Genomic DNA, 25,966 nt, shown 5'->3' with positions numbered 1-25,966 from the left:
AGTCTGTGAAACAGAACTCCCTGAATGGATGGTTCAAGAGCGGCGCCCCCGGCGTCTGGATCAGCGGTGGCGCGGTGTCCATTGCGGTCATCATGACCATTGGCCTGCTCGCGGTGATTGCCGTGCGTGGCCTGGGTCACTTCTGGCCGGCGGATTTGATTCACGCCAGCTACGACGTGCCCGGCCAGGCCAATCACCTGGTCATCGGCGAAATCGTGCAGAAAGAAGAAGTGCCGCGCGAACGCCTGAAAAGCGCTGGCCTGCCGGTGCCCGATGAGGGCCCGGAGTTCATGACCCGCGAGCTGATCAAGGTCGGCAACCGTGACCTGAACGGCAACGACTTCACCTGGATCGTCGGCGAGTGGCTGACTAACCAAACCACTCCGCCAGAACTCATGGCTATCGAGCGTCGCGAGTGGGGCAATTTCTACGGCTATCTGGTCAACGTCAAACAGGAAGGCAAAGTCATTGCTGAAGGCGAAGCCGCGTGGCCTGAGTTGCAGGCTCGCGTTGCCCGCGTCAACGAGCTCGCCGCACAGCTCAAGACCCTGGAAAAAGTCGACATCGGCGCGATCAACGCCGGCCTCGAACGCATCCGCCTGCACGGTCGCAAGCTCGAGCTGAACGGCACCCTTGACGCCGCTGCACAAGCGGACATGGAATCCGACCGCGCCGAGCTGAACGCCCGTTATCAGGACGTCGAAGCACGTCTTGCCGACCTGCACGCCCAGTTCAACCGCGACAGCCTGACGGCCCGCGATGCCAACGGCAAAGAAGTCGTGATCGACATCGGCAAAGTGGTTCACGCCTACCAGCCGAACGCCATGGGCACGATGACCAAGATCGGCTTCTACTTCAGCAAGGTCTGGGAATTCCTCAGCGACGACCCGCGTGAAGCGAACACCGAAGGCGGGATCTTCCCGGCGATTTTCGGCACCGTGATGATGACCCTGATCATGGCGATGATCGTGACCCCGTTCGGTGTACTGGCAGCGGTTTACCTGCGCGAATACGCCAAGCAGAACGCACTGACCCGGATTATCCGCATCGCCGTGAACAACCTGGCGGGCGTTCCGGCCATCGTTTACGGTGTGTTCGGCCTGGGCTTCTTCGTTTATGTGCTGGGCGGCTCGGTCGACCGGTTGTTCTTCCCTGAAGCGCTGCCGGCACCGACCTTCGGTACGCCGGGTCTGCTCTGGGCTTCCCTTACCCTGGCATTGCTGGCGGTGCCGGTGGTGATCGTGGCCACTGAAGAAGGCCTGGCGCGGATTCCTCGCACCGTGCGTGAAGGCTCGCTGGCCCTCGGCGCGACCAAGGCGGAAACCTTGTGGAAGATCGTGCTGCCGATGGCCAGCCCGGCCATGATGACCGGCATGATCCTCGCCGTGGCTCGCGCCGCCGGTGAAGTGGCGCCGCTGATGCTGGTGGGTGTGGTGAAACTGGCACCGTCGCTGCCGCTGGATGGCAACTACCCGTACCTTCACCTTGACCAGAAGATCATGCACCTGGGCTTCCATATTTATGACGTCGGCTTCCAGAGCCCGAACGTCGAAGCCGCACGACCGCTGGTGTACGCCACGGCGCTGCTGCTGGTACTGGTGATTGCGACATTGAACCTGTCGGCCGTTTATATCCGCAACCATCTGCGCGAAAAATACAAAGCGCTGGATAGCTGATTTGCAGCATTGATTTCTATATGTGGGAGCCAGCCTGCTGGCGATTCAGGCACTGCGGTTTAACTCTGATACCGCGGTGATGCCTTCGCCAGCCGGCTGGCTCCCACAAAAACCGAACCGAATTTGTCAGCACAGGGAGCCTCCCATGCAGCACGAAGCACATACCCACGGCATTAACATGTCTGCCCTGGGCCGCGACAAGCAGAGCCTGAGCCTGGCGCAGGAAACCGTGGCCATCGAAGTGCCGGGCCTGAGCCTGTTCTACGGCGACAAACAAGCGCTGTTCGACGTCAGCATGAACATCCCGAAACAGCGCGTGACCGCCTTCATCGGCCCGTCCGGCTGCGGCAAGTCCACGCTGCTGCGCACCTTCAACCGCATGAACGATCTGGTTGACGGCTGCCGCGTAGAAGGCGAAATCAACCTCTACGGCAATAACATCTACCGCAAGGGCGAAGACGTGGCCGAGCTGCGCCGTCGCGTCGGCATGGTGTTCCAGAAGCCGAACCCGTTCCCGAAAACCATCTACGAGAACGTGGTTTACGGTCTGCGCATCCAGGGCATCAACAAGAAGCGCATTCTTGACGAAGCCGTCGAGTGGGCGTTGAAAGGCGCGGCACTGTGGGACGAAGTCAAAGACCGTCTGCACGAATCGGCACTCGGCCTGTCCGGTGGCCAGCAACAACGTCTGGTGATCGCGCGCACCATCGCCGTGGAGCCGGAAGTGCTGCTGCTCGACGAACCGTGCTCGGCACTCGACCCGATCTCGACGCTGAAAGTCGAAGAGCTGATCTACGAACTGAAATCGAAGTTCACCATCGTCATCGTGACCCACAACATGCAACAGGCCGCACGGGTTTCCGACTACACGGCGTTCATGTACATGGGCAAACTGGTGGAATTCGGCGATACCGATACCCTGTTCACCAATCCGGCGAAGAAGCAGACCGAAGACTACATCACCGGTCGTTACGGCTAGGAAGCTGTGGTTGCTCACTGAACTGACGCTGCGGCCCCACCGCACCTTACCGGACGCTCCAAGGACGCCAACATGATTAGTAAAGAAGGCCTTACCCATCACATCTCCGCACAGTTCAACGCCGAGCTGGAGGAAGTGCGCAGCCACCTCCTGGCCATGGGCGGGCTGGTCGAGAAGCAGGTCAACGACGCGGTGACCGCGCTGATCGAGGCCGACTCCGGCCTGGCCCAGCAGGTTCGCGAGATCGATGACCAGATCAACCAGATGGAACGCAACATCGACGAAGAATGCCTGCGCATTCTGGCCCGTCGTCAGCCGGCAGCGTCCGACTTGCGTCTGATCATCAGCATCTCCAAGTCGGTGATCGACCTTGAGCGCATTGGCGACGAATCGACCAAGATCGCCCGCCGCGCCATCCAGTTGTGCGAGGAAGGCGAGGCCCCGCGCGGTTACGTTGAAGTCCGCCACATCGGCGACCAGGTGCGCAACATGGTGCGTGACGCACTGGACGCGTTTGCCCGCTTCGACGCCGACCTGGCGTTGTCGGTGGCGCAGTACGACAAGATCATCGACCGCGAATACAAGACCGCCCTGCGTGAGCTCGCCACCTACATGATGGAAGACCCGCGCTCTATCTCGCGGGTTCTGAGCATCATCTGGGTGCTGCGCTCGCTGGAACGGATCGGCGACCACGCGCGCAATATCTCCGAGCTGGTGATTTACCTGGTGCGCGGCACCGATGTGCGTCACCTGGGCCTCAAGCGCATGAAGCAAGAAGTTGAAGGCACAAGTGGCGAAACCGCTAATGTTCCGGGCGAAGTTGACGATAAGTAAGATTGCCCAAGTAAAGCGCCCGGCCTTTTGGCCGGGCGTTTTTGTTTACGGGCTTACGAATTCGAAGCAGCACCCGCGAACGAAAAGTCCCGGCGTGACTGAAGGTTTTTGGCAATGTGCCATCAGCAAAGCGGTATGCTTGCCGGGATTTTTTTAAGGGGTGATGGATGAGTAAGGTCAGTGTGTTGGTCGTGGACGATGCGTCGTTCATTCGTGACCTGGTGAAAAAGTGCCTGCGCAACTACTTCCCGGGGATCCGGATCGAAGACGCGGTCAACGGCAGGAAGGCTCAGGCATTGCTGGCACGGGAAGCGTTCGACCTGGTCCTGTGCGACTGGGAAATGCCGGAAATGTCCGGCCTGGAATTGCTGACCTGGTGCCGCGAGCAGGACAACCTCAAGACCATGCCCTTTGTCATGGTGACCAGCCGTGGCGACAAAGAGAACGTCGTCCAGGCGATCCAGGCCGGTGTTTCCGGCTACGTCAGTAAGCCGTTCACCAACGAGCAACTGCTGACCAAGGTCAAGCAGGCGCTGAACAAGGTCGGCAAGCTCGATACCTTGATGAACAGCGCGCCGACCAAAATGAACTCGGCGTTCGGCAACGATTCGTTGAGCGCATTGACCGGCGGCAAGGCGGAAGTGGTCGCGGCGGCCCCCGCCCCGGTTGCTGCGCCATCCCGAGGTCTGCTCAACAGCCCGCCCGTCAAGGCTCCGGTTGCTGCCGCTGCAGCCTCCGGCGGTCGTGGGCAAGGTCAGCTGCGCCTGCCGAACGGCATTCAGCCATGCGTTATCAAGGCCTTGAGCCTCAAGGAAGCGCTGCTGGTCGTGAAACGCACCGATGCGCTGCCGCAAGTGCTCGACAGCGCCGTGCTTGACATGGAGCAGGGTGACAACGCTGAAGTCGCCCGCCTGAACGGTTACCTGCACGCTATCGTCGCTCATGAGCAGAAACCCGACAGCGAATGGCTGCAGTTGACGTTCCGCTTTGTCGATCAGGACGCGCAGAAACTGGATTACATCTCACGTTTGATAGCACGTGGTACGGCGCAGAAGCATTTCGTACCCGGCGCGTGATCTTCGTCGCCTGACAGTCTGTCTTCGCGAGCAACCCCGCTCCCACATTGGAACGTATTCCCCTGTGGGAGCGGGGTTGCTCGCGAAGGGGCCCTCAAATTTGCCGCACATCCGCTGAGCTGCCCATTTTGAAACATCTGCCGACTACCCGGGTCCATTGCAGCTGCTAGGCTCATCCCCAGGCCTTACTCGACAGAATCCTGCCCATGCTTGCGCGCCTGCTGTTTTTCTGTGGTCTGTCCATGGCGTCCACTTTGGCCATGGCCATGACCATTTACAAATCCACCGATGCCAATGGCGTGGTCTCCTATAGCGACCGCCCCACGAAGGGCTCCCAGGTGTTCACGTTTCGTGATCGCATGGTCGAACACCTTGAGCGTCAGGTGTACCTCGTCATCACGAAGAAGAAGGGCGTGGACAGCGTTTACGTGCGCAATGACCTGTATGCGCCAGTAGAGATCGAGCTGAGTTTCGCCGGGCTGCAAAACGTCAGTGGTGCGCCGAGCCGGCCGATTCGCCGGGTCATGCCGGCGCGCAGCAGCATTCGTCTGGCGCTGCTCACGGCGACGAAAGCGGAGATGCCGCTGGCATACACCCCCAAATTCGAATACTCCCTGGGCGACCCCTCAGGGGCTGTCATGGCCTATCGATACCCGTTCCCCTGGCGTGGCGGACCGTTTCGGCTCAGTCAGGGCACCAATGGACAGTACAGCCACTTTGGTCCAAGAAATCGCTACGCCATGGACATTGCCATGCCCGTAGGCACGCCGATCGTCGCGGCGCGAGGCGGGGTGGTGGTGAAAACCGAGAATGCCCAGACCGGGCGCGGCAACGATCCGTCGGGCAACTTCGTGCGGATATTGCACGATGACGGCACGATGGGCGTTTACCTGCACCTCAAGCAAGGGTCGGTAAGCGTTCGCGAAGGGCAGCGGGTGTCGGTGGGCAGTCCGCTGGCGCTGTCGGGCAATACCGGCAACAGCAGCGGGCCGCACCTGCATTTCGTGGTACAGCGCAATACCGGGTTGGGACTGGTGTCGATTCCGTACCAGTTCAATCAACCGGTGGGGGCGCTGCCCAACTTTGCGTTGGGCAAGCAGTGAAGGTGATGGCGATCCACTGTGGCGAGGGCGCTTGCTCCCGCTCGGCTGCGCAGCAGTCGTAAACCGGTGAATGCGGTGTGCCTGGAGGATCGCGGTTGCAGGATGTTGGGCCGCTTCGCAGCCCGGCGGGAGCAAGCGCCCTCGCCACAAAAATCCCTGCCGACAGTTAATCCAGCATCAACACCTTGGCCAAAATGATCTTCGGCCCTTTCATCTTCTTGATGATGATCCGCAGGCCTTCGACCTCCAACACTTCCTCCTCTTCCGGCACCCGTTTCAGGGTTTCGTAGACCAGCCCGGCGAGGGTTTCGGCTTCGACGTGATCCAGATCGATGCCCAGCAGGCGTTCGACCTTGAACAGAGGCGTATCACCGCGCACCAGCAGCTTGCCCGGCTGATACGCGAGGATCCCGCGCTCAGCCTTGCGGTGTTCGTCCTGAATGTCGCCGACCAGCACTTCCAGCACGTCTTCCATGGTCAGGTAGCCGATGATGTTGCCGTCGGCCTCTTCGACCAGGGCGAAGTGCGAACCGCCTTTGCGGAACTGCTCCAGCAACTGCGACAGCGGCATGTGCCGCGACACACGCTCCAGCGGCCGGGTCAGTTCGGCCAGGTTGAACGACTCGGGAATGTGGTCCAGGGCCGCCAGTTCCAGCAGCAGGTCCTTGATGTGCAGCAGGCCGACGAACTCCTGGCGATCGCTGTCGTACACCGGATAACGGCTGAACTTGTGGCGACGGAACATCGCCAGGATTTCCTTGAGCGGTGCGTTGAACTCCAGCGTTACCAGGTCTTCGCGGGAGTTGGCCCAGTCGACCACTTCCAGTTCGCCCATTTCCACAGCGGAGGCGAGTACGCGCATGCCTTGGTCGCTCGGGTCCTGGCCACGGCTGGAGTGCAGGATCAGTTTCAGTTCTTCACGGCTGTAATGGTGCTCGTGATGGGGGCCGGGCTCACCCTGGCCGGCGATCCGCAGAATCGTGTTGGCGCTGGCATTGAGCAGGTAAATCGCCGGGTACATCGCCCAATAGAACAGGTACAGGGGCACGGCGGTCCACAGCGACAGCAACTCGGGTTTACGGATGGCCCAGGATTTCGGGGCCAGTTCGCCGACCACGATGTGCAGGTACGAGATCACAAAGAACGCGGCGAAGAACGACACGCCTTTGATCACCTCGGGCGACTGCACGCCGACGGCTTCAAGGATCGGTTCGAGGATGTGCGCGAACGCCGGTTCACCGACCCAGCCGAGGCCGAGGGAGGCGAGGGTGATACCCAGTTGGCACGCCGACAGGTAGGCATCGAGCTGACTGTGCACGGTGCGCAGGATGTGCCCGCGCCAGCCGTTTTTCTCAGCGATGGCCTCGACCCGGGTCGAGCGCAGTTTGACCATGGCAAATTCCGCCGCAACGAAAAAGCCGTTGAGCAAAACCAGGATCAGAGCAAAAAGAATCATGCCGAAATCGGCGAAGAGTGTCGCGAGGGTCAAGCCAGGGGAAGGGTCCATGATGGAGTTTTGCGGGTTCCGTGTATTCGAAAGGAAAGAAAAAAGTGCACCTGAAAGGCAGGCACAAGTCAGCCAATGTAGCGGCTGACTTGTCGATTGCCTAGTGGCGAGTGCCGGTCGGTATCAATCGGCCGTGCTGATAAGTCGTGTTTTGGTGACTTGGGCCGGCGCGAAATGGCAGGTAAACGTACTGCCGTGGCCCGGTACGCTGCTGATTTCCATCCGTGCGCGGTGGCGCAGCAACACGTGTTTGACGATCGCCAGCCCGAGCCCGGTGCCACCGGTGTTGGAATTGCGGCTGGAGTCGACACGGTAGAAACGTTCGGTCAGGCGCGGCAGGTGTTTGCTGTCGATGCCGATGCCGGAGTCCTGAACGCTCAGGTGCGCGCCTTGCTCGTCTCCCCACCAGCGAATACGGATATTGCCTTCGGCCGGGGTGTACTTCACCGCATTGAACACCAGGTTGGAAAACGCGCTGCGCAGTTCGGCTTCGCTGCCCTTGAGCTGAATCGTCGGGTCGGCTTCGAGGGTGATGTGCTGATTTTTTTGCCCGGACAGTTGCTGGGCGTCGCCCTTGATCGATTGCAGCAAGCCGTCGATGGCCACGGGCTGGTTGTCCGACGGGTAATCGGTGGCTTCCAGTTTGGCCAGCAGCAGCAAATCGTTGAGCAGCGTCTGCATGCGCCCGCCCTGTTGCTGCATTTGCTGCAACGCACGGCTCCAGCGCGGGTTCACGTCCTCGACATTGTCGAGCAGGGTTTCCAGGTAGCCGCAGATTACCGTCAACGGCGTGCGCAATTCGTGGGAGACGTTGGCGATGAAGTCCTTGCGCATCTGCTCCAGCTGATGGATGCGCGTCACGTCGCGCACCAGCATCAAGTGTTCGTTGTTGCCGTAGCGGGTGATGTACAGCTGAATGCGCAGGCGATCGTTGATCGGCGACGGGATTTCCAGCGGTTCGGCATAGCTGTCCTGCTCGAAATATTCCTTGAAGCGCGGATGGCGCACCAGGTTGGTCACCGGTTGTCCGCTGTCCTGCGGCGTCTTGAGACCGAGCAGGGTTTCCGCCGCGCGGTTCCACCATTCGAGGTTGCCGTCGGTGTCGAGCATGATCACCGCGTCTTTCAGCGCGGCGGTGGACTCCTGGACCCGGTCGATTACCGCTTGCAGGCGCCCGCGCACGCGTTGGTCGCGGCGTTGCAGGTGATAGATGCTGTCGAACACTTCGCCCCACAGGCCATAGCCATCCGGCGGTGCTTCGTCGGGTTTGTGCAGGCGCAGCCACTCGTGCAGACGCAGCAATTGCTTGAGGGTCCAGGCCAGGTAAAGGCCCAGGCCCGCGGCGAGACTCCAGCCGTAGTAGCCGGTGATCAGGCCGACCACCAGGCAGGCGGTGACCAGTAGCAGCATGTGGCGAATCAGGGTGCCATGCCAGTTTTGGTTCACTTGAACGCGCGTCCTTGTCAGCTTGTCGGGCGGGAAAGGTCCGGATCAGGCTTTGGTAGAAAAGCGGTAACCGGTGCCGCGCACGGTTTGTACCAGATTTTCGTAGGCATCGCCGAGGGCTTTGCGCAGGCGACGGATGTGCACGTCGACGGTGCGTTCCTCGACATACACGTTGCCGCCCCAGACCTGATCCAGCAACTGGCCACGGGTGTAGGCGCGTTCCTGGTGGGTCATGAAAAATTGCAGCAAGCGGTATTCGGTCGGGCCCATCTCGGCCGGTTTGCCGTCGATGGTCACGCGATGACTGATCGGGTCCAGCAGCAGGCCGCCGACTTCGATCGGTGCCTCGCCATCGGTAGGCCCGGCACGGCGCAGCACAGCCTTCAGGCGTGCGACCAGCTCACGTGGGGAAAAGGGTTTGGTGATGTAGTCGTCGGCGCCGACTTCCAGGCCCTGGATCTTGTTGTCCTCTTCGCCCTTGGCGGTGAGCATGATGATCGGGATGTCCCCGGTCAGCTCATCGCGCTTCAAACGGCGGGCCAATTCGATGCCGGAGGTGCCGGGCAGCATCCAGTCGAGCAGGATCAGGTCCGGTTTGCGGTCGACGATGATGGCGTGGGCCTGCTGCGAGTTCTCGGCCTCCAGGCAGTCATAGCCGGCCATTTCCAACGCAACGGCGATCATTTCGCGAATGGGCGCTTCGTCGTCGACGATCAGAATGCTCCTGCCAACCATGCCATTAATCCTCTTGTCATTTAACTGTCTTGCGCCGCATTAGATAACGGAATTATTGCAGTCGTGTGACAGTATTTTAGTCGCCCGGCGATTGTCATGATCCTGAACTAAGCTCTAAGTCCGAATCCTGACAACCACAAAAGGAAGGTTTCCATGAAGCAATACTCGCATTCCTTCAAGGCTCTTATGCTGACCGCAGCCCTGGCGTTGCCATCAATGGCCTTCGCGGCTGAACCTGTGATGATGAAAGACGGTGTGATGGCGGACCACAAGGGCATGACCCTGTACACCTTCGACAAGGATACAGGCGGCAAGTCGGTGTGCACCGGCCAGTGCGCGGAAAACTGGCCGCCGTTCAAGGCGGAAGCGGGTGCCAAGGCCGAAGGGGACTGGACGATCGTCAAGCGTGACGATGGCACGATGCAGTGGGCCTACAAGGGCAAGCCGCTGTACTACTTCATGAAAGACACGAAACCGGGGCAAAAGGAAGGTGACAAGATGAAGGACGTTTGGCACGTCATCACCAATTCCGGACCGAAGATGTAGCACCTGTTGACGATTTCTGTGGCGAGGGAGCTTGCTCCCGCTGGGCCGCGAAGCGGACCCAAAATCTGCGAGTGCTGCGCACTCGAGCGGGAGCAAGCTCCCTCGCCACAGGGCTTTGTGCTTTATCAGCGGGTCGAGTAATCAAGCACAATCCCGACAAAAATCGCCAACCCGGCCCAGTGGTTGTGCAAAAACGCCTGGAAGCAACGCATCCGGTCCTTGCCGCGGGTGTACCAGAATTCCCACGCAAAACAGCCCGCCGCCGTCAGCAGCCCCAAGTGGAACCAGCCGCCGAGCTCGAATTTCGAACCGGCCAGCAACAAGCAACCCAACGCCAACCCTTGCAGTGCCAGGATGATTACCCGATCCGCGTCGCCAAACAGAATCGCCGTGGATTTCACCCCGATCTTCAAGTCGTCGTCGCGATCCGTCATGGCGTAATACGTGTCGTAGCCCACCGTCCACAGCAGATTAGCGATCCACAGCAACCACGCGGCGGCCGGCAGTTCACCGGTTTCGGCCGTGAACGCCATCGGCATCCCCCAGGAAAACGCCGCGCCCAGCACCACTTGCGGGTAATAGGTGTAGCGCTTCATGAACGGATAAGTGAAGGCCAGCGCCAGGCCACCGAACGACAACCAGACCGTCGCCGCGTTGGTGCACAACACCAGCAGGAAACTCACGCCCATCAGCAATGCAAAGAACACCAGCGCTTCTTTGGAGCTGATCTTGCCGCTCGGCAGCGGGCGCTGTTCGGTACGCTTCACATGGCCATCGACCTTGCGGTCCGCCCAATCGTTGATCACGCAGCCGCCGGCGCGGGTCAGCACCACGCCAAGGACGAAAATGACGATATTGGCCAGCGACGGCGAACCTTTGCCGGCAATCCACAGCGCCCACAGCGTCGGCCACAGCAGCAGGTAAATGCCGATCGGCTTGTCCATGCGCGTCAACTGAATGAAATCCCAGGCCCGAGGGTTCAAGCGGTTCAGGGACTTGAGCAGGCTCTGGTACATCAGCAGGTCTCCGGATGGGCGCGGGCGGCGAGCCACAAGGTCGGCAGGAAAATCTCCGCCACCAGCACGCTCAAGGCGCCACGGTCGAAGCGTGAACGCCGGCCCCACAGTTCGGGTGCCCGGCACTCGATCGGCAGCCATTCCTGAGGATAGTGACAAACCTCGATGGCGCGACGCTGAAATGCCTGATCACAGAACAGCAATTCGCCCAGCGAGCGGCTGCCCAGTTCGTCCATGTGCAAACCGTCGCCCTGCAACGCGCTACGTGCCGCCACACTGCGGGCAAACACCCAGGCTTCGCCGTGCCCGCGCAAATACACCTCGCGCACCCAGCCTTCGCTGCCTTCGGCCAGATCCAGCGCGGCACATTCGTCGGCGCGCAGCGGTTGCCAGCCTTCGAACAATGGCGTGACGCTGAAACCGTCATTCGACAGGCGGATCAGCCGTCGGGTCAGCGAGCCTTCGTCGAACAGCCAGTCGAGGGTAGAAGCGTCGGGCAGGGGCGCGAGTTGGCTTTGGGGAAGCCAGAACGGAGGTTTTGAGTGCGGCACAGTGAGTCATTATTGGCAGCAAATGAGGCGGCGAGCTTACCATGTCACTCGGCGATTTTGATTGAACCGGCGCGCCATTGCGCCGAACAGGCTTGCATCTGCCGGGCCCGATCAGTACAAAACGCCCTGAGCCGGACGGCAACGCTGCAATCATCGACCGTTCGCGCCGGCAATAAGCCTGAATCCTGAGGAAGTACCTGAATGAAAAAGTGGCAATGTGTGGTCTGCGGCCTGATCTATAACGAAGCCGACGGCTGGCCGGATGACGGCATTGCGCCGGGCACCCTGTGGCAAGACGTGCCGGAAGACTGGCTGTGCCCGGACTGCGGCGTTGGCAAGATGGATTTCGAAATGATCGAAATCAACTAAGGCATTTGAGAGGAGTAAGGAATGAACGCACCTGTCGTGATCGTCGGCACCGGGCTGGCTGGCTACAACCTGGCCCGGGAGTTTCGCAAACTCGATAGCGAAACCCCGCTGCTGCTGATTACCGCCGATGACGGACGCTCCTACTCCAAGCCGATGCTCTCTACGGGCTTCGGCAAAAACAAAGACGCCGATGGCCTGAGCATGGCCGAACCGGGCGCCATGGCCGAACAGTTGAAGGCCGAAGTGCGCACCCACACGCGCATCAGCGGCATCGACCCGGGGCACAAGCGCCTGTGGATCGGTGAAGAGTCGGTGATCTACCGCGACCTGATCCTGGCCTGGGGCGCCGAAACCGTGCGCGTGCCCATCGAAGGCGATGCGGCGGACGCCGTGTTCCCGATCAACGACCTCGAAGACTACGCACGCTTTCGTGCGGCAGCGGCCGGCAAGCGTCGGGTGTTGTTGCTCGGTGCCGGTCTGATCGGCTGTGAATTCGCCAACGACCTGATCCTCGGCGGTTACGAGGTGCAACTGGTTGCACCGTGCGAACAGGTCATGCCGACGCTGCTGCACCCGGCGGCAGCCGCTGCGGTCCAGGCCGGGCTGGAGAGTCTGGGCGCACGTTTCCACCTCGGGCCGGTGCTCAACCGTTTGCAGCGTGTTGAAGAGGGATTGGAAGCGCATCTGTCAGACGGTCAGGTCATCCCTTGCGACGTGGTGGTGTCCGCCATCGGCCTGCGTCCGCGCATCGACCTGGCGGCCGCGGCCGGTGTGCAGGTCAATCGTGGCGTGATGGTCGACCGTCACCTGAAAACCTCTCACGCCAATATCTACGCCTTGGGCGACTGCGCCGAAGTCGATGGGCTGAACCTGCTGTACGTCATGCCCCTCATGAGCTGTGCGAGAGCGCTGGCCCAGACCCTCGCCGGAAACCCGACAGCGGTGAGCTATGGCGCGATGCCAATCACCGTCAAAACGCCGGTCTGTCCGTTGGTGGTTTCACCGCCGCCACGAGGTCTGGAGGGTGTGTGGACCGTCGAAGGGCAGGGCGCCGACCTCAAGGTTTTATGCCGCGATGCAGCCGGGAAACTGCTTGGTTATGCCCTGACAGGCACGGCGGTGATGGAAAAACTCGCACTGAACAAAGAACTTCCACCGCTGCTGGCGTAAATACCGGTCGTTCTGTCGGAATCACCCCGCTTTTGCCCCTACAAACGTCGCGCCGAGACTGGCGCGGCTCTTCCGTGCGTGCCATTCTCACTCCCGTCTGCCGCAGAGTAGAGCACCTGCGGCGCTTTGGGCGCTGTTCCAACGAGAACAGCACGGACATAACAACAAAAAACCGTCAAAGGGGCTTCACTAATGCGTAAACCAGAACTCGCCGCAGCAATTGCTGAAAAAGCAGATCTCACCAAAGAGCAGGCCAACCGCGTACTTAACGCCGTTCTCGAAGAAATCACCGGCGCTCTGCACCGCAAGGACAGCGTGACGCTGGTAGGCTTCGGCACCTTCCTGCAACGCCACCGCGGAGCCCGCACCGGCAAAAACCCGCAAACCGGTGAGCCCGTGAAAATCAAGGCCAGCAACACCGTTGCATTCAAGCCAGGCAAATCGTTGAAAGACAGCGTCAATCCGTAACACCGACCGACTTCCCGCGTAGCGCGGGAGCGGAATAAGAAATGGGCACGCCAACTGGGTTGGGTGCCCATTTTTTTGTGGGTGCGGTTTAGCTGATGCGGTTTTGTTGCTGGGCGAAAATTGCTGCCATTTCCGGTTCGTCCAGATGATCCAGCGCTCGCTCCACCAACAAATGTACGCCGTCGGCCATGCGGCTGAGCGCCAGGGCTACGGAGCGGCGTGAGCCGTCCACATTGTCGGCGAGGTCGGCGGCGATAGCGCTGATGGACAGCAGATCTTCCGAGGCGTTGGCGAGGAGGGCTTCCGTGTTAATGCCGGAGCAGACAGCGAAGAGTTGGCCGTTGCGCTTTGGTGGCTTGGGTTCGGCTGGGGGGAAGTGATGGTCGAGGGCGCGCTCGGCGGCTTCGTTGAGTTTGTTTGAGTCGGGGCTTTCGTAGGGGGAGATTGGGTCGGCGTCTGGCGGGTTGGGTGTGACCTTGAACATGATCTTCAATTCCTTGAGTGATGCCGACACCACTTCGCCGACTAAACGAAGGGGTGGCAGCTGTGCGCAGGTTAGTCGGACCGGGGAATTGAAGAAGCCGGCGCACCCAAAGGTGCCCTACGCACAGCCGCCATCAAACTCAGGCACGAATACCTGTCTGACGGATGCTCATGCATCTTCAATTACCAGCGGGCGACTAAACCCGATCACTGATGAGCAGTGACACGAACCAAGTTACCGACCAGCCCCAAGGCGCACAAGCCGGCGGATTCTGGCGTAGCCGTAGGCAACGACGCAAGGTGTTGTAGCTTGCAGGACGTAACCTTGAGGCGTTTTAAACAAGCGCTGTCGAGCGATGTTTAACCATCGAAAATTCGACATTTCTTACCAATTCCCATAGGGAATTCCGAACTTTTCTATGTAAGCCTTGGATGTTTCAGACAAGGGGCGATGTTTGCCGCCGGACTTACCTTTATAAGGACCTCTTGGATTGATGGTTCCTTCTACTCGAGCAATCTCTACCGACTTCAAGCAGGGGCCGCCGAGCCAGACTTTCGCAATGCCGCCCGGTGCCAGACCAATCCCGATATCGGCTCGATAGTCGGTGATCCATTTACCGTCAGCTCTGCAAAAAGCCTTTTCAGGTTTGCGCATGATCTCCCGCGCTGATTCGGGAATGACGATGTAAGCCTCGTAGGTTTGAGGTTCTGCCAACGACTGCCAGCGCACGTAAATCAGACGAGGCAGGTCCGCGCCAAGTACGTCACGACCGGCTCCTCGGCCGGGACTTTTTGGCCAGCCAGCGGGTTCTCCCTTGTTGTCTTTTGGGGTCAGTACCGATGCGATCCCAGAGCCAGCGCGACGAAACACACGCTCGCGGATATCCACAACGTCCGCTGTTTCAATCCAGACTTCTATGTAATCCGGCGCCCCGAAGCCTAGAGACCAAGGTTCGTTGTACCTTGATTGCGCGAAACCTTGTGTGGTCGCGATCAACAGCAATCCAAAAAGTAGACCGGCGTATTTTAGGATCAGTTTGGCCGATTTGATGCGCAGCGAGGCCGCGAGGTAGTTGTTACCAAGAGTCATAAGGAATCCCGAACTTCTCAATGTAGGCTTTGGACTCCGGTGACAAAGGCAGAGCATAACGGCCTTCATTTTTCCCCTGAGAGGGACCTTGCTTATTGATGGTACCCACTACCCGAGCAATCTCGATCGACTTCAAGCAGGGGCCGCCGAGCCAGATTTTAGCAATGCCGCCCGGTGCCAAACCTATCCCGATATCGGCTCGGTAGTCGGTGATCCATTTACCGTCAGCTCTGCAAAAGGCCTTCTCAGGTTTGCGCATGATTTCCCGCGCTGATTCGGGAATGACGATGTAAGCCTCGTAGGTTTGAGGTTCTGCCAATGACTGCCAGCGCACGTAAATCAGACGAGGCAGGTCCGCGCCAAGTACGTCACGACCGGCACCTCGGCCGGGACTTTTGGGCCAGCCAGCGGGCTCCCCCTTGTTGTCTTTTGGCGTTAGTACGGATGCGATCCCAGAGCCAGCGCGACGAAACACACGCTCGCGGATATCCACAACGTCCGCTGTTTCAATCCAGACTTCCATGTAATCCGGCGCCCCGAAGCCTAGAGACCAAGGCTCGTCGTGCCTTGATTGCGCAAAACTTTGTATGTAAGCGATCAGCAGCAAACCTAAAAGTAGGCCGGCGCTGATTTTTGTGTGACGTAGGAAATTACTCATGAGGATGCACCACACGTTTTCCGCCATTGGCAGGCCGGTTGATAAACATGATGTTCATATCGCTGCTATCAAAGTCTCTAGCTGCGTTCCAGCTAGCGGAAAGGTGGATGTAGCGACTGCGCAGCATCGCTCTTTCTTGAGGCGTCAATCCCTCTAGCGTTGTTTCACCAATGGCATATGCCTGGAGCTTTTTGTGTATAGGCTCTAATTCCTTGGGTAAACGCAGGGCAGGGGTATCAGGGATCAGCTTGAATGGCACATCGTGCCGAACTGCCAATTCACGCATGATCCGCAAATACACCAACGACAGTTCGCCACGAACCGGGCGTTCGATGGAGGCAGCTGCAAAAACCTTTTTCTGTTGTTCTGTATTTGTTCCATTTGACTCCTTTGAATAAGGCAGCAGCCTTTCCCAATACGCCACTTTGATATTGTTGCGCGGACCTTCGACGTCAACGACACCTTTTCCATACCAGGCGAATGCCTCTTTTTCAGCGGAAAGGTAAGCGGCGGTTCGGGTTGCCGCCATGCTCTCACTCACGGTGCTAGTTGTAGGTTTACCTAGCAGGAGTTTTTCATGGGCTATTGGCAAATAACCACCGCCAAGGTCTGAGTGCACGCCGGGCAAAACCAGATCTGTACTACCTAGGCTGTTGAGGGCGAAATTTTCGCGGACTTCGTCTCGCGCGACCAAGTGCACTATCTTTTCAGCACAGCCGTCAGGGAGTCTTAGATTGACTCCAGGGTTTCTGCCATTGGCGACCGTAAAGTCAAAAAAACCAGGCTTGGCGATGGCCGCAACAGTGTCGAACAGGCCAATAAAGTTGATGGCAACTCCTGCTTTTATTCGCCAGTTAAAGCTTCGAGAAAAGATCGGTGATGCGGCGGGTATTGCTTGCGCTAAAACACCTTTCTCACCGTTAAGTACTTCGTTCGCGAAATGCCGAGCCGCTGCAGCACCTCGACTGAAACCAAAAATGTCGAACTCGATTTTTTCTACAACTACGTTTGGGTTTCCTTCTTGGAAAAACCGTATTTGCTTCAGAATTTTTGCCGGGGTCTGTTCAACACGGGCAACTACGCCAGTTTCGCCCCTACCCGTGATCAGGCCGTGGTACGAGTCTTCGCCGTTGCTTTTAGTGCCGATACCTTCCACATAGATGCGCAAAAATGCTTTTTCCTCGTCCACGGGAATAGGTTTGGATGAGTGATCTGCATACAAGTCGTAGAGCCTCGCGATATTGCTCACATCATTCCCATAACTATTGTCCGGCGAGCTCCCGTTGCCGTCATACCCATAAGCAGCGCAATACTTCTGTACCTCCTCTGCTGCCTCCTCCAGTTTGGCATCCGGTGCATAACACGCTGCCACAGTTTCGCTGTTGGCTTTGTTGTTGCCCGTGCCATCGAAGAACACCCCGATTCGCAACGTAATCCCTTCCTCTTCAACTTCCTCCTCTTCTTCCTCCAGCTCATCCTCTTCCAACGGCGCAGGCACAACGGCCGCCAACAACCCCGCCACCGTCCCCGGCAACAACGCATGCGCCGCCATCCCCGCCACCGGTGAACCACCGACCTCAACCTCGCTACTGCTGAACACCCCACCCGCATCGATCACGACGTGGTGACCACCGGCCTTCAACGTAATACTGGCGCCCGCGTCCAGCACCAGATTGGCGCCAGCCTTGATATGAACGTGCTCACCAGCCTCAACCACCAACGCTTCGCCAATCCGGTTGTGGCTACTCCCGGCAATTTGCAGATAGTCGCTGGCCTTGAGTTGAACCTTGCGATCCGCCGTGACCGTGCGATGTTCTTCAGCGCCGAGCACCGCGATGCTGTTTCCCTTGATGGTTTCCTGGCGTTCATTCCCCACGTCCAGTCGGCTGTCGTTCCCGACCTTCTGTTCCAGATCCCGCTGAGCACGCAGGTAGATCAACTCCTGCCCGGCGCGGTCTTCAATCGACAGTTCGTTGTAGCCACCGGTTTGCGGTGAGCTGTGGCTGCGCAGTACCGTTCGGGTTTTGTTTTCGGGCAAGGGGTAGGGCGCCGGCGTGACCTTGTTGATCAGGCAACCGGTGATCAGCGGGTTGTCAGGATTGCCTTCGAGGTAGGTGACGAGGACTTCCATGCCGATGCGCGGAATAGTCACCGCGCCGAAATGATCCCCCGCCCAACTCGACGCCACCCGCAACCAACAGCTGCTTTTCTCGGTGTTGTGCTCCGCGCGGTCCCAGTGGAATTCGACTTTGACGCGGCCATATTCATCGCAGTAAATCTCTTCGCCGACGGGCCCGGTGACGCGCGCGGTCTGGCAGACCAGCGCTGGACGTGGTGCCGGCAGTGGAGGCCGATAAAACACGTCCCAGGGAATCGCGCTGAAACTATTGCGGTAGCCCTGGGTAAAACCGTCCTCAGCGTCGGTGATTGACTCTTCAAGCACCTGAGGTTGTTTTCCAGAATGAATGACGCTGAGCAGCAGCCAGAGATCGTTGTACGTTTCACGTGGGTGATCCGTCAGGCTGAAAAAGTGACCGCTGCGCAGGCACGGCTGATCGCTTTTGCCCTCCGCTAATTGATAGTCGGTGCGGTGCCGCTCCAGCGCTTGCCGAGCGAGCTGTTTGCCGAGTTTTTCATTCTCGAAAAACAGTGGGTAACGATAGTCCTCAAGCTCGGGGCTGAACTCGGCGATGAAGCGACTTTCCAGCAGCGCGCTTGGGCGTTTCGGGTCGTAGTTTCGGCGAGTGACTTTGCTGGGACGGGTGCTGTAACGCATGGAAAACTGGCTGATGACCGGATGCTCCGCCACCATGCCGGCGTCTTGCAGATAAGGCGTTTCACCCAATTTTGGAAAGGCGGTCTGGTCATCGCTGAACACCAACACATGACCTTCCCGGGAATGCTGGTGATGCCATGCAATGCCATCCTCGGCGCACAGTCGCCGTACGAACTCAAAATCACTTTCCCCGTATTGGGTGCAGTACTCGCGCTCGGGACTCGTTCTGACGTGAAAGGAAAACGCATCGGCCTGAATGCCGTGCCCCTTGAGTACCCGAGCGATGATTTGCGGCGCCGTCTGGCCCTGGAAAATCCGATGATCATGACTGAACTGCAGGTCGTGTAGCGCTGGTACCAGGTTCATGCGATAGCGCGTCAGGCGTTTGCCGACATCGCCTACGAAAACCCCGTCGATATGGCCATGAATGCCTTCGCCGTTGAGGCCGAACTGGAGAAATGCGGGTTGGTTTAGCAAGCTCTCCAGATCGAAATCCGGGTACTCACTGACCAGTTCGATGTGAATCGAGTACAAGGCGCTGATGGTTTCAGTGCCTTCAAATGCCAGCACTTTAAAATCGTTGCGAACCGTCGGGATCGTAAGGGTGAATTGCGCGGCATTGGCGGGTGCGAACATGCGCTTATCCTTTTGCTTTCGAGTGGCTCGTCCTTAAGCCAAGAGAGAAAAACGCGACGACCGAACCATGTCCGGCTTGAGGAAGTCGTCAAAATGCCGGGCACGCTAACAAGGCCTCCAAAGTATTGATGTAGGAGGGATCCTGAAGCGAAGTATGAAATTTCCGTGATACTGAAAGTTCCATTCTGGAACTTTGTGTTAATTATAAAATGCCATCATTATGATGGCACTTTTCTTGTCGACTGTTGTCACTCATCGATTTATTCATTGCGATCAGTAACATTTCAGAAGGCTCCTACATTCTTCCTTTTATATTTTTGGCATGCTTCACGTCCGCCTCAGGGAGTGCATAGGCAATGAATACGGGATTTATTCAGGATGAGAGGCTGGATGGCTCTATCTCAACGGTTTTCGGCCTGTTGGCCGAACAATAAACAGTTGAGCCGATCTCAGGGATTCCCTTGCTATATATAGGGAAATCTCCTAGGAGTGATAAACACACTTTGTCTTATTGTTTACTCGGGTGCTTGCTAGTGGCCATCATCGTGAGTACGATGCGCCCACTTTGTAAGAGCACGATCTCAATTGGATGAGACTCTTCGCAGCTCTTCGTTACCGTCCCTCGCCGTTGGAATTCCAATGGGCGTATGACCGTAATCCAAACTAAAGGCCATGGATGTCCTACTCAAGCAAACTTTCTGCTCATTACCTTGAACTCGCAAAAGTCTCTGTTTCCAAAGAGAATTTCGCGGGCGAGGATGTTCGCTTCTCGAGCGAATATGAAGCACTGGAAAGTGAGCTGGCCAAAGCCTCGTCCATGCACGAAAGCGGTCAGATCGACTGGCTGAAAATCCGTGAAAACAGCGAAAACCTGCTGCGTACCCAATCCAAGGATTTGCGCGTCGGCGCCTGGCTGACCTGGGCGCTGTACCAGCGCGAATCCTTTCAAGGCCTGCTCGCCGGCCTCGGTTTGCTGCACTACCTGTGCGAAAGCCACTGGGCCGATGTCCACCCGAACAAGGCCCGCACGCGCTCCGCTGCGATCAGTTGGCTGGTGCCGCGTCTTGAGCAGGTGCTGACTGAAAATATCGCGATCAAAGAGCAGTTGCCGATGTTCCGGCGGCTGGTCGAACACCTTGAGGGCCTCGACGCCGCGTGCACCGAGCATCTGGGCGATGACGCGCCGTTGCTGCTGCCGATCTCCCGCCGCCTGAAAAACATGGTGCAACGCGCCGCCGACAACCAGCCGGAGCCCGGCGTGGTCGGTGCTGCGGTGGCTCAGGTCAAACAAGTCGCGACACAACTGTTAACGCCCGGCGCGCCGATCGACAACGAAAAAGAAGCCCACAAGGCCCTGCGCGCCCAGCAGGAAAGCGCCCGTCCGTTGTGTGCCTGGTGGCTCAAGCAAAAAGCCACCGACCTGCGCGCCCTGCGCCTCAATCGCACGTTGCTGTGGTTGCCCATCGACGCCGTCCCTGAACGCAACGCTGAACAGATCACCGTGCTGCGCGGCTTGCCGGCCGACAAGCTCAAGGCCTATCAGGACCGTTACGATCAGGGCAAATACGCCGACCTGCTGGTGGAACTGGAGGCGAGCCTGGCGAAGGCACCGTTCTGGTTCGATGGCCAGCGAATGGTCTGGGAATGTCTCCAGGCATTGAACGCCGACATGGCAATGCGCGAAGTGGAAATCCACTTCGCGCTTTTGGTTCAGCGCCTGCCTGGCATCGTCGAGTTGCGTTTCCATGACGGTGCTCCGTTCGCCGATCCGGCCACCCGTGCCTGGGTCAGCGCCAATGTCATGCCGCACCTGCAAAGCGCCAGTGCGCCGCGCAAGGTCGAAGTCGCCGACACCCAGCCGGCCTGGGAACTGGCCCTGGAAGAAGTCCTGCCGATTCTGCGCAAGGACGGCCTCAAGGCTGCCGTGCAAATCCTCAAGCAGGGCCTGCAAAGTGCCCACGGCGGGCGCGTCCGATTCTTCTGGCAGTTCGCCCTCGCGCGGCTGTGCTTCATGGCCAAGAAATACGAACTGGCCAAGACCCAACTCGAAACCCTCGACCAAACATTACAGGACTCAGGCCTGCACGCCTGGGAGCCCGATCTTGCGCTGGAAGTGCTGCATTTACTGCATAGCTGCTGCGAGTTGTTGCCGCAGAACCATGCCGTACGTGAACGCAAGGAAGAGATTTATCGCAGGCTGTGCCACCTCGATCTCGAAGTGGTACTCGAATAGGCCCCAGGGCCACAACCGCAAGGAGAAAAGCCATGGCCAAAGAAGGCTCGGTAGCCCCCAAGGAACGCATCAACGTCACCTTCAAACCTGCCACCGGTGGTGCCCAGGAAGAGATTGAACTGCCGTTGAAACTACTGGCAATCGGTGACTACACCCACCGCAAGGACGAACGCAAAGTCGAAGATCGCAAGCCGATCAGCATCGACAAAATGACTTTCGACGAAGTGCTGGCCAAGCAAGAGCTGAGCCTGACGCTGAGCGTGCCGAATCGTCTTCAGGAAGAAGGCGACACTGAAGAACTGGCCGTGAAACTGCGCGTCAACTCGATGAAGGACTTCAACCCGGCCTCGCTGGTCGAGCAAGTGCCCGAGCTGAAAAAACTGATGGAACTGCGCGACGCACTGGTGGCCCTCAAAGGCCCGCTGGGTAACGCGCCTGCGTTCCGCAAAGCCATCGAAGGCGTACTCGCCGACGACGAATCCCGCGGTCGCGTACTGGGTGAGCTGGGCCTGAACGCCGCAGCCCAGGACGCCTGAGTCTCCATCAGCCAAGGAAGCCAACATGAGCACGAGTGCAGCGCAGCAAAAGAGTAACGAGAACGGCGAATACAGCATTCTCGACAGCATCATCGCCGAAACCCGCCTGACGCCGGACGACGAAGCCTACGACATCGCCAAGCGCGGTGTGTCGGCCTTCATCGAAGAGCTGCTCAAGCCGCAGAACAACGGTGAGCCGGTCAAGAAAGCCATGGTTGACCGCATGATCGCCGAGATCGATGCCAAGCTCAGCCGTCAGATGGACGAGATCCTCCACCACCCGGACTTCCAGTCCCTGGAATCGTCGTGGCGTGGTCTGCAGTTGCTGGTCGACCGCACCAACTTCCGCGAAAACATCAAGATCGAAATCCTCAACGTCTCCAAAGAAGACCTGCTGGACGATTTCGAAGATTCGCCGGAAGTGATGCAGGCCGGCCTGTACAAGCACATCTACACCGCTGAATACGGCCAGTTCGGTGGCCAGCCTGTGGGCGCGATCATCGCTAACTACTTCATGTCCCCAAGCTCGCCAGACGTGAAGCTGATGCAGTACGTGTCCAGCGTTGCCTGTATGTCCCACGCGCCGTTCATTGCCGCGGCCGGCCCGAAATTCTTCGGCCTGGAAAGCTTCACCGGCCTGCCGGACCTGAAGGATCTGAAAGATCACTTCGAAGGCCCGCAATTCGCCAAATGGCAGAGCTTCCGCCAATCGGAAGACTCCCGTTACGTTGGCCTGACCGTGCCGCGTTTCCTGCTGCGTAACCCGTACGACCCGGAAGAAAACCCGGTCAAATCGTTCGTGTACAAAGAAACCGTCGCCAACAGCCACGAGCACTACCTGTGGGGCAACACCGCCTACGCGTTCGGCACCAAGCTGACCGACAGCTTCGCCAAATTCCGCTGGTGCCCGAACATCATCGGCCCGCAGAGCGGTGGTGCGGTTGAAGACCTGCCGTTGCACCACTTCGAAAGCATGGGCGAAATCGAAACCAAGATTCCTACCGAGGTTCTGGTTTCCGACCGTCGTGAATACGAACTGGCCGAGGAAGGCTTCATTTCCCTGACCATGCGCAAAGGCTCCGACAACGCGGCGTTCTTCTCCGCGAGCTCGGTGCAGAAGCCGAAGTTCTTCGGCATCAGCGCAGAAGGCAAAGCCGCAGAGCTGAACTACAAGCTCGGCACCCAACTGCCGTACATGATGATCGTCAACCGCCTGGCTCACTACTTGAAAGTGCTGCAGCGCGAGCAACTCGGTTCGTGGAAAGAACGTACCGACCTCGAGCTGGAACTGAACAAGTGGATCCGCCAGTACGTGGCCGACCAGGAAAACCCAAGCGCCGAAGTCCGTGGCCGTCGTCCGCTGCGCGCTGCCCAGATCATCGTCAGCGATGTCGAAGGCGAGCCTGGCTGGTACCGCGTCAGCCTGAACGTGCGCCCGCACTTCAAGTACATGGGTGCCGATTTCACCCTGTCGCTGGTTGGCAAGCTGGACAAAGAGTAAGCGGAGCCTAACTCATGACTGGATACGGCAGCCTTTTCGAACGCCTGGGTGGCGACGCGGACAAACGCGTCGGCTGGAGCCGCGAGGTTTCCGCCATGGCGTCCGTGGCTGCCCATCTGGCCAAGATGCTCAGCACCCGTGCGGGCAGCGTGCAAACGCTGTCCGATTACGGGCTACCCGATCTCAATGACATGCGCCTGAGCCTGCACGACTCCCTGAGTCAGGCCCGTCTGGCCATCGAAAATTTCATCGAAGCCTACGAGCCACGCCTGAGCAATGTGCGTGTCATCTCCCTGCCGCGTGATCACGATCAGCTTCGCCTGTCCTTCAGCATCGAAGGCCTGCTGGAAGTTGATGGTTTCAAGCGCCAGGTCAGTTTCGCCGCGCGCCTGGATGGCAGCGGTCAAGTCAAGGTCAACTAAGGAGATTCGTATGTCCGGCAAACCCGCAGCCCGCGTATCCGACCCCACCGCTTGCCCGCTCCCCGGCCACGGCACCAACCCGATCGCCGCCGGTTCCGGCGACGTCTTCTTCGACGGCCTCGCGGCCGCCCGCCAAGGCGATGCCTCGGCGTGTGGTGGTGCGATGGTTGGCGATCTTGCGACAACGGTTTTGATTAATGGGAAACCGGCGGCCACCGTGGGTTCTGTTGGCACTCATGGCAACAAGGTTACGGCTGGGTCCGGGACGGTGATTATCGGGAATTCGCATTCGGCGGTGCCGTTTGTTCCGCCGGTTCCGTTGATGCTGTTTTCTCATACTCAACATGTCGTGATGAAAGATCAGGACGGAAACCCTCTTCAGGATATTCCCTATCAAATTAGAAACGCGAAAGGTGAAATGATCTCAGGTAGCACTGATGCGATGGGCCGAACTCAACTAGTCGGTGGCAAAGAGGGTGAAAAGTTCGATTTCTTCGCAGCCATTAAAGGGGTGATGAGTTGAGCGTAGTCATTACACCGCAGGCTATGAGCAAAGGCATCGAGTTTACCGGTGTCAATCTGACCCCGAAAGCGGAAAAAACGGGCGCGACAGTTGTTCTAAAAGTTTTTTGGAAGACAACTGCATTTTGGTCTGATTCAGATATTGCCGAGTACCACGAGCAGGCTCCGAACATTATCGAGCGCTTGATGGTAGAACAGTACTGGAACAGAGAGGGTGCGGTAAGTAATAACAAATTCACTTGTGAGGACTTTGCGCTCAGAGTGCTCTGTGAGTTTGCGAGCAAGCGAGGGCTTCCAGTTGTGTTGAAGACGGGTGTCAGGACATACAAGAACATGGAAGTCTATAACCCGGAGCAACATGATAAATACAGTTCGACCATGTACGGTTTTTCGGAAATGGTGATGTTGACATATGGTGCGCCAGACATGCAGCGAGTTGACGAGAATACCGTGGCCGTTGCAGAAGTCGGCGTATTGAAACCTGGCGATATTCTCGCGCTCATTCGCGATATTCCCATGAAAACCCGGGCGCACCACATTCAGATGGCTTTCAAGGTGGCCGCCACTAGAGTTGATATCAGGCAGGGAAATACCGGTGGATGGAGTACTCAGCCATGGACCGCTGTCCGAAATGTCATGGGAAAAAACATGGCAGACCCTCAAAATGAGGGTTATGCGGGAATGCCGATTGAGTCTGGTTACTTTGAGAAGGTTGTAGTGGGTTGGGATTATCACAATCTGTCGGCCAATTCATTTAAAAATGATTACCTGAAAAACTTCGACTTGTTTCGTTGGAATTTTTTCGAGTTTAACGGTATGTGCGGGAAGCCGGCGTAAGTCGGATGGATTTCACAATAAAGGATGGGTGAGATGGATTTTGACGTTTACCTTGGGGTTGTTGCAGACAGTCTTTTTTTCGGTTGTTTGGCATTGCTTTGTTTGCTCTTGGCTGTCAGTGGAATCTCATCAAAAATTCGCAATAACTGGATTCACAGGTTCTTGACATTCGTATGTCTGATGTCGATTCCGGTAATCGAATTGATCGGTAGTTACTACGCTAATTTGCCTCCGGCTTAGAGGCAATTATTGATCTGGTGCGGGTTTTTAACTCAACGCAAAAAAGGGGGCTGTCCCCATTGTTTTGGTTAAGCGAGAGTGGGGAATGATGCCTGGGTTCAGCAGTTTATTTGTTGGTAAGCATCGAAAAGGTATTCGCCGAGCAGTTGTGTTGCTCGTAGCTCTTTCTGTGCTGCTGTTTTCTGTTGTCAGTACGATGAAAAACTATCCAGCCAGTTCGACAGTAGTCAGTCCTTCTGGCCGGTATATTTTGGAGAACGTTAGGGTTGGGAGGATCCTCACGCTTGGTGGAATGGCTTATTTGAGAGTGATTGATAGGCAAAACCCACAAGAGGTTTACCGTACACCTCTGTACGACACTCAATCACTGGATATGAGGGTGACCGAAGATGACGAAACTGTCGGCATTGCCTGGATCTATTTCAATAGAGACAAAAAAACGTTCGACATCGCCATGCCCCAGTGGGAATCGCATTGGCTGAATATGTTTATCAGCAACACCCCTTATGTACACATTGAAAACTGACCCCCCGCATGAGCCATTGCGCTGGCCCAA

25 protein-coding genes are annotated in these 25,966 nt (G+C 58.0%); 16 read left to right on the top strand and 9 right to left on the bottom strand.

The genetic code is table 11. The features are described 5' to 3' along the window. Positions 1-5 precede the first annotated feature (5 nt). From pstA to ACM1ZW_RS08445, 5 genes are all read left to right on the top strand, one after another. Positions 6-1,676, top strand: a complete 1,671-nt coding sequence (gene pstA / locus ACM1ZW_RS08465) for a phosphate ABC transporter permease PstA (protein WP_017341557.1) — start codon at positions 6-8, stop codon at positions 1,674-1,676. 145 nt (positions 1,677-1,821) lie between these two features. Continuing rightward, on the top strand, positions 1,822-2,655 hold the full coding sequence (gene pstB, locus ACM1ZW_RS08460; protein WP_017341556.1) for a phosphate ABC transporter ATP-binding protein PstB: 834 nt from the start codon (positions 1,822-1,824) through the stop codon (positions 2,653-2,655). Positions 2,656-2,727: 72 nt separating this feature from the next. Further along, positions 2,728-3,489, top strand: coding sequence for a phosphate signaling complex protein PhoU (phoU, locus tag ACM1ZW_RS08455; protein WP_017341555.1), 762 nt, complete (start codon positions 2,728-2,730; stop codon positions 3,487-3,489). 167 nt (positions 3,490-3,656) lie between these two features. Continuing rightward, complete coding sequence (locus ACM1ZW_RS08450) at positions 3,657-4,565, top strand: response regulator (protein WP_017341554.1); 909 nt, start codon at positions 3,657-3,659, stop codon at positions 4,563-4,565. A gap of 206 nt (positions 4,566-4,771) precedes the next feature. Next, the gene (locus ACM1ZW_RS08445; RefSeq protein ID WP_416740408.1) at positions 4,772-5,668 is read left to right on the top strand and encodes a peptidoglycan DD-metalloendopeptidase family protein; all 897 of its coding nucleotides are present in this window, start codon (positions 4,772-4,774) and stop codon (positions 5,666-5,668) included. Between the two features lie 166 nt (positions 5,669-5,834). Here ACM1ZW_RS08445 and ACM1ZW_RS08440 read toward each other — a convergent pair whose 3' ends face one another. The 3 genes from ACM1ZW_RS08440 to phoB form a co-directional block, all read right to left on the bottom strand. Beyond that, positions 5,835-7,175: a hemolysin family protein gene (locus ACM1ZW_RS08440; protein ID WP_017341552.1), complete on the bottom strand. Its 1,341-nt coding sequence runs from the start codon at positions 7,173-7,175 to the stop codon at positions 5,835-5,837. 123 nt (positions 7,176-7,298) lie between these two features. Then, positions 7,299-8,585: a phosphate regulon sensor histidine kinase PhoR gene (gene phoR / locus ACM1ZW_RS08435; protein ID WP_238588334.1), complete on the bottom strand. Its 1,287-nt coding sequence runs from the start codon at positions 8,583-8,585 to the stop codon at positions 7,299-7,301. 81 nt (positions 8,586-8,666) lie between these two features. Beyond that, positions 8,667-9,356, bottom strand: coding sequence for a phosphate regulon transcriptional regulator PhoB (gene phoB / locus ACM1ZW_RS08430; RefSeq protein ID WP_007896474.1), 690 nt, complete (start codon positions 9,354-9,356; stop codon positions 8,667-8,669). A gap of 153 nt (positions 9,357-9,509) precedes the next feature. Between phoB and ACM1ZW_RS08425 the strand changes: the two genes are divergently transcribed. Then, on the top strand, positions 9,510-9,902 hold the full coding sequence (locus ACM1ZW_RS08425) for a hypothetical protein (RefSeq protein ID WP_017341550.1): 393 nt from the start codon (positions 9,510-9,512) through the stop codon (positions 9,900-9,902). Positions 9,903-10,027: 125 nt separating this feature from the next. On the opposite strand, the gene ubiA is transcribed toward ACM1ZW_RS08425, so the two are convergent. Together ubiA and ACM1ZW_RS08415 are read right to left on the bottom strand one after the other, a co-directional pair. Beyond that, positions 10,028-10,918 (bottom strand): 4-hydroxybenzoate octaprenyltransferase, encoded by an 891-nt coding sequence (ubiA, locus tag ACM1ZW_RS08420; RefSeq protein WP_017341549.1) that lies wholly within the window; start codon positions 10,916-10,918, stop codon positions 10,028-10,030. Next, on the bottom strand, positions 10,918-11,469 hold the full coding sequence (locus tag ACM1ZW_RS08415; protein ID WP_017341548.1) for a chorismate--pyruvate lyase family protein: 552 nt from the start codon (positions 11,467-11,469) through the stop codon (positions 10,918-10,920). Before ACM1ZW_RS08415 ends, ubiA begins: the two co-directional genes overlap by 1 nt. Before the next feature lie 201 nt (positions 11,470-11,670). Between ACM1ZW_RS08415 and ACM1ZW_RS08410 the strand changes: the two genes are divergently transcribed. The 3 genes from ACM1ZW_RS08410 (at position 11,671) to ACM1ZW_RS08400 (ending at position 13,476) form a co-directional block, all read left to right on the top strand. Beyond that, complete coding sequence (locus ACM1ZW_RS08410; RefSeq protein ID WP_007954349.1) at positions 11,671-11,838, top strand: rubredoxin; 168 nt, start codon at positions 11,671-11,673, stop codon at positions 11,836-11,838. A gap of 21 nt (positions 11,839-11,859) precedes the next feature. Next, the gene (locus tag ACM1ZW_RS08405) at positions 11,860-13,008 is read left to right on the top strand and encodes an NAD(P)/FAD-dependent oxidoreductase (protein ID WP_414880365.1); all 1,149 of its coding nucleotides are present in this window, start codon (positions 11,860-11,862) and stop codon (positions 13,006-13,008) included. Between the two features lie 192 nt (positions 13,009-13,200). Beyond that, positions 13,201-13,476, top strand: a complete 276-nt coding sequence (locus ACM1ZW_RS08400; RefSeq protein WP_003213368.1) for an HU family DNA-binding protein — start codon at positions 13,201-13,203, stop codon at positions 13,474-13,476. 88 nt (positions 13,477-13,564) lie between these two features. On the opposite strand, the gene ACM1ZW_RS08395 is transcribed toward ACM1ZW_RS08400, so the two are convergent. The 4 genes from ACM1ZW_RS08395 to tssI form a co-directional block, all read right to left on the bottom strand. Next, entirely contained in the window at positions 13,565-13,960 is a 396-nt protein-coding gene (locus ACM1ZW_RS08395) for a DUF6124 family protein (RefSeq protein WP_416740407.1), read from the bottom strand. Positions 13,961-14,344: 384 nt separating this feature from the next. Continuing rightward, complete coding sequence (locus ACM1ZW_RS08390) at positions 14,345-15,049, bottom strand: DUF2931 family protein (protein WP_416740406.1); 705 nt, start codon at positions 15,047-15,049, stop codon at positions 14,345-14,347. Continuing rightward, positions 15,036-15,707, bottom strand: a complete 672-nt coding sequence (locus ACM1ZW_RS08385; RefSeq protein ID WP_416740405.1) for a DUF2931 family protein — start codon at positions 15,705-15,707, stop codon at positions 15,036-15,038. Before ACM1ZW_RS08385 ends, ACM1ZW_RS08390 begins: the two co-directional genes overlap by 14 nt. Then, complete coding sequence (gene tssI / locus ACM1ZW_RS08380) at positions 15,700-19,119, bottom strand: type VI secretion system tip protein TssI/VgrG (RefSeq protein WP_416740404.1); 3,420 nt, start codon at positions 19,117-19,119, stop codon at positions 15,700-15,702. Before tssI ends, ACM1ZW_RS08385 begins: the two co-directional genes overlap by 8 nt. Before the next feature lie 676 nt (positions 19,120-19,795). On the opposite strand from tssI, the gene tssA reads away from it, so the two are divergent. The 7 genes from tssA (at position 19,796) to ACM1ZW_RS08345 (ending at position 25,936) form a co-directional block, all read left to right on the top strand. Further along, positions 19,796-21,352 (top strand): type VI secretion system protein TssA, encoded by a 1,557-nt coding sequence (tssA, locus tag ACM1ZW_RS08375; RefSeq protein WP_416740403.1) that lies wholly within the window; start codon positions 19,796-19,798, stop codon positions 21,350-21,352. 32 nt (positions 21,353-21,384) lie between these two features. Beyond that, a complete protein-coding gene (tssB, locus tag ACM1ZW_RS08370; RefSeq protein WP_010465292.1) occupies positions 21,385-21,888 on the top strand; it encodes a type VI secretion system contractile sheath small subunit in 504 nt (167 codons plus the stop codon). A gap of 25 nt (positions 21,889-21,913) precedes the next feature. Next, positions 21,914-23,389: a type VI secretion system contractile sheath large subunit gene (tssC, locus tag ACM1ZW_RS08365; protein WP_017341541.1), complete on the top strand. Its 1,476-nt coding sequence runs from the start codon at positions 21,914-21,916 to the stop codon at positions 23,387-23,389. Positions 23,390-23,403: 14 nt separating this feature from the next. Next, positions 23,404-23,811 (top strand): type VI secretion system baseplate subunit TssE, encoded by a 408-nt coding sequence (gene tssE, locus ACM1ZW_RS08360; RefSeq protein WP_008150080.1) that lies wholly within the window; start codon positions 23,404-23,406, stop codon positions 23,809-23,811. A 10-nt stretch (positions 23,812-23,821) separates the two neighbouring features. Further along, positions 23,822-24,334 carry a PAAR domain-containing protein gene (locus ACM1ZW_RS08355; RefSeq protein WP_017341540.1) on the top strand — a complete coding sequence of 171 codons (513 nt, stop codon included), beginning with the start codon at positions 23,822-23,824 and terminating at the stop codon, positions 24,332-24,334. Then, the gene (locus ACM1ZW_RS08350) at positions 24,331-25,170 is read left to right on the top strand and encodes a hypothetical protein (protein ID WP_238588307.1); all 840 of its coding nucleotides are present in this window, start codon (positions 24,331-24,333) and stop codon (positions 25,168-25,170) included. The genes ACM1ZW_RS08355 and ACM1ZW_RS08350 overlap by 4 nt, the downstream gene beginning before the upstream one ends. Positions 25,171-25,495: 325 nt before the next feature. Then, positions 25,496-25,936 (top strand): hypothetical protein, encoded by a 441-nt coding sequence (locus ACM1ZW_RS08345; RefSeq protein ID WP_193393004.1) that lies wholly within the window; start codon positions 25,496-25,498, stop codon positions 25,934-25,936. Positions 25,937-25,966 lie beyond the last annotated feature (30 nt).

The sequence above is a fragment of the Pseudomonas sp. NFX71 genome (genome assembly GCF_048079215.1).
GTDB classification, from domain to species: domain Bacteria; phylum Pseudomonadota; class Gammaproteobacteria; order Pseudomonadales; family Pseudomonadaceae; genus Aquipseudomonas; species Aquipseudomonas fluorescens_B.
Note: the sequence above shows the minus strand (reverse complement) of the source record. Positions and strands in the feature narration are given on the sequence as shown.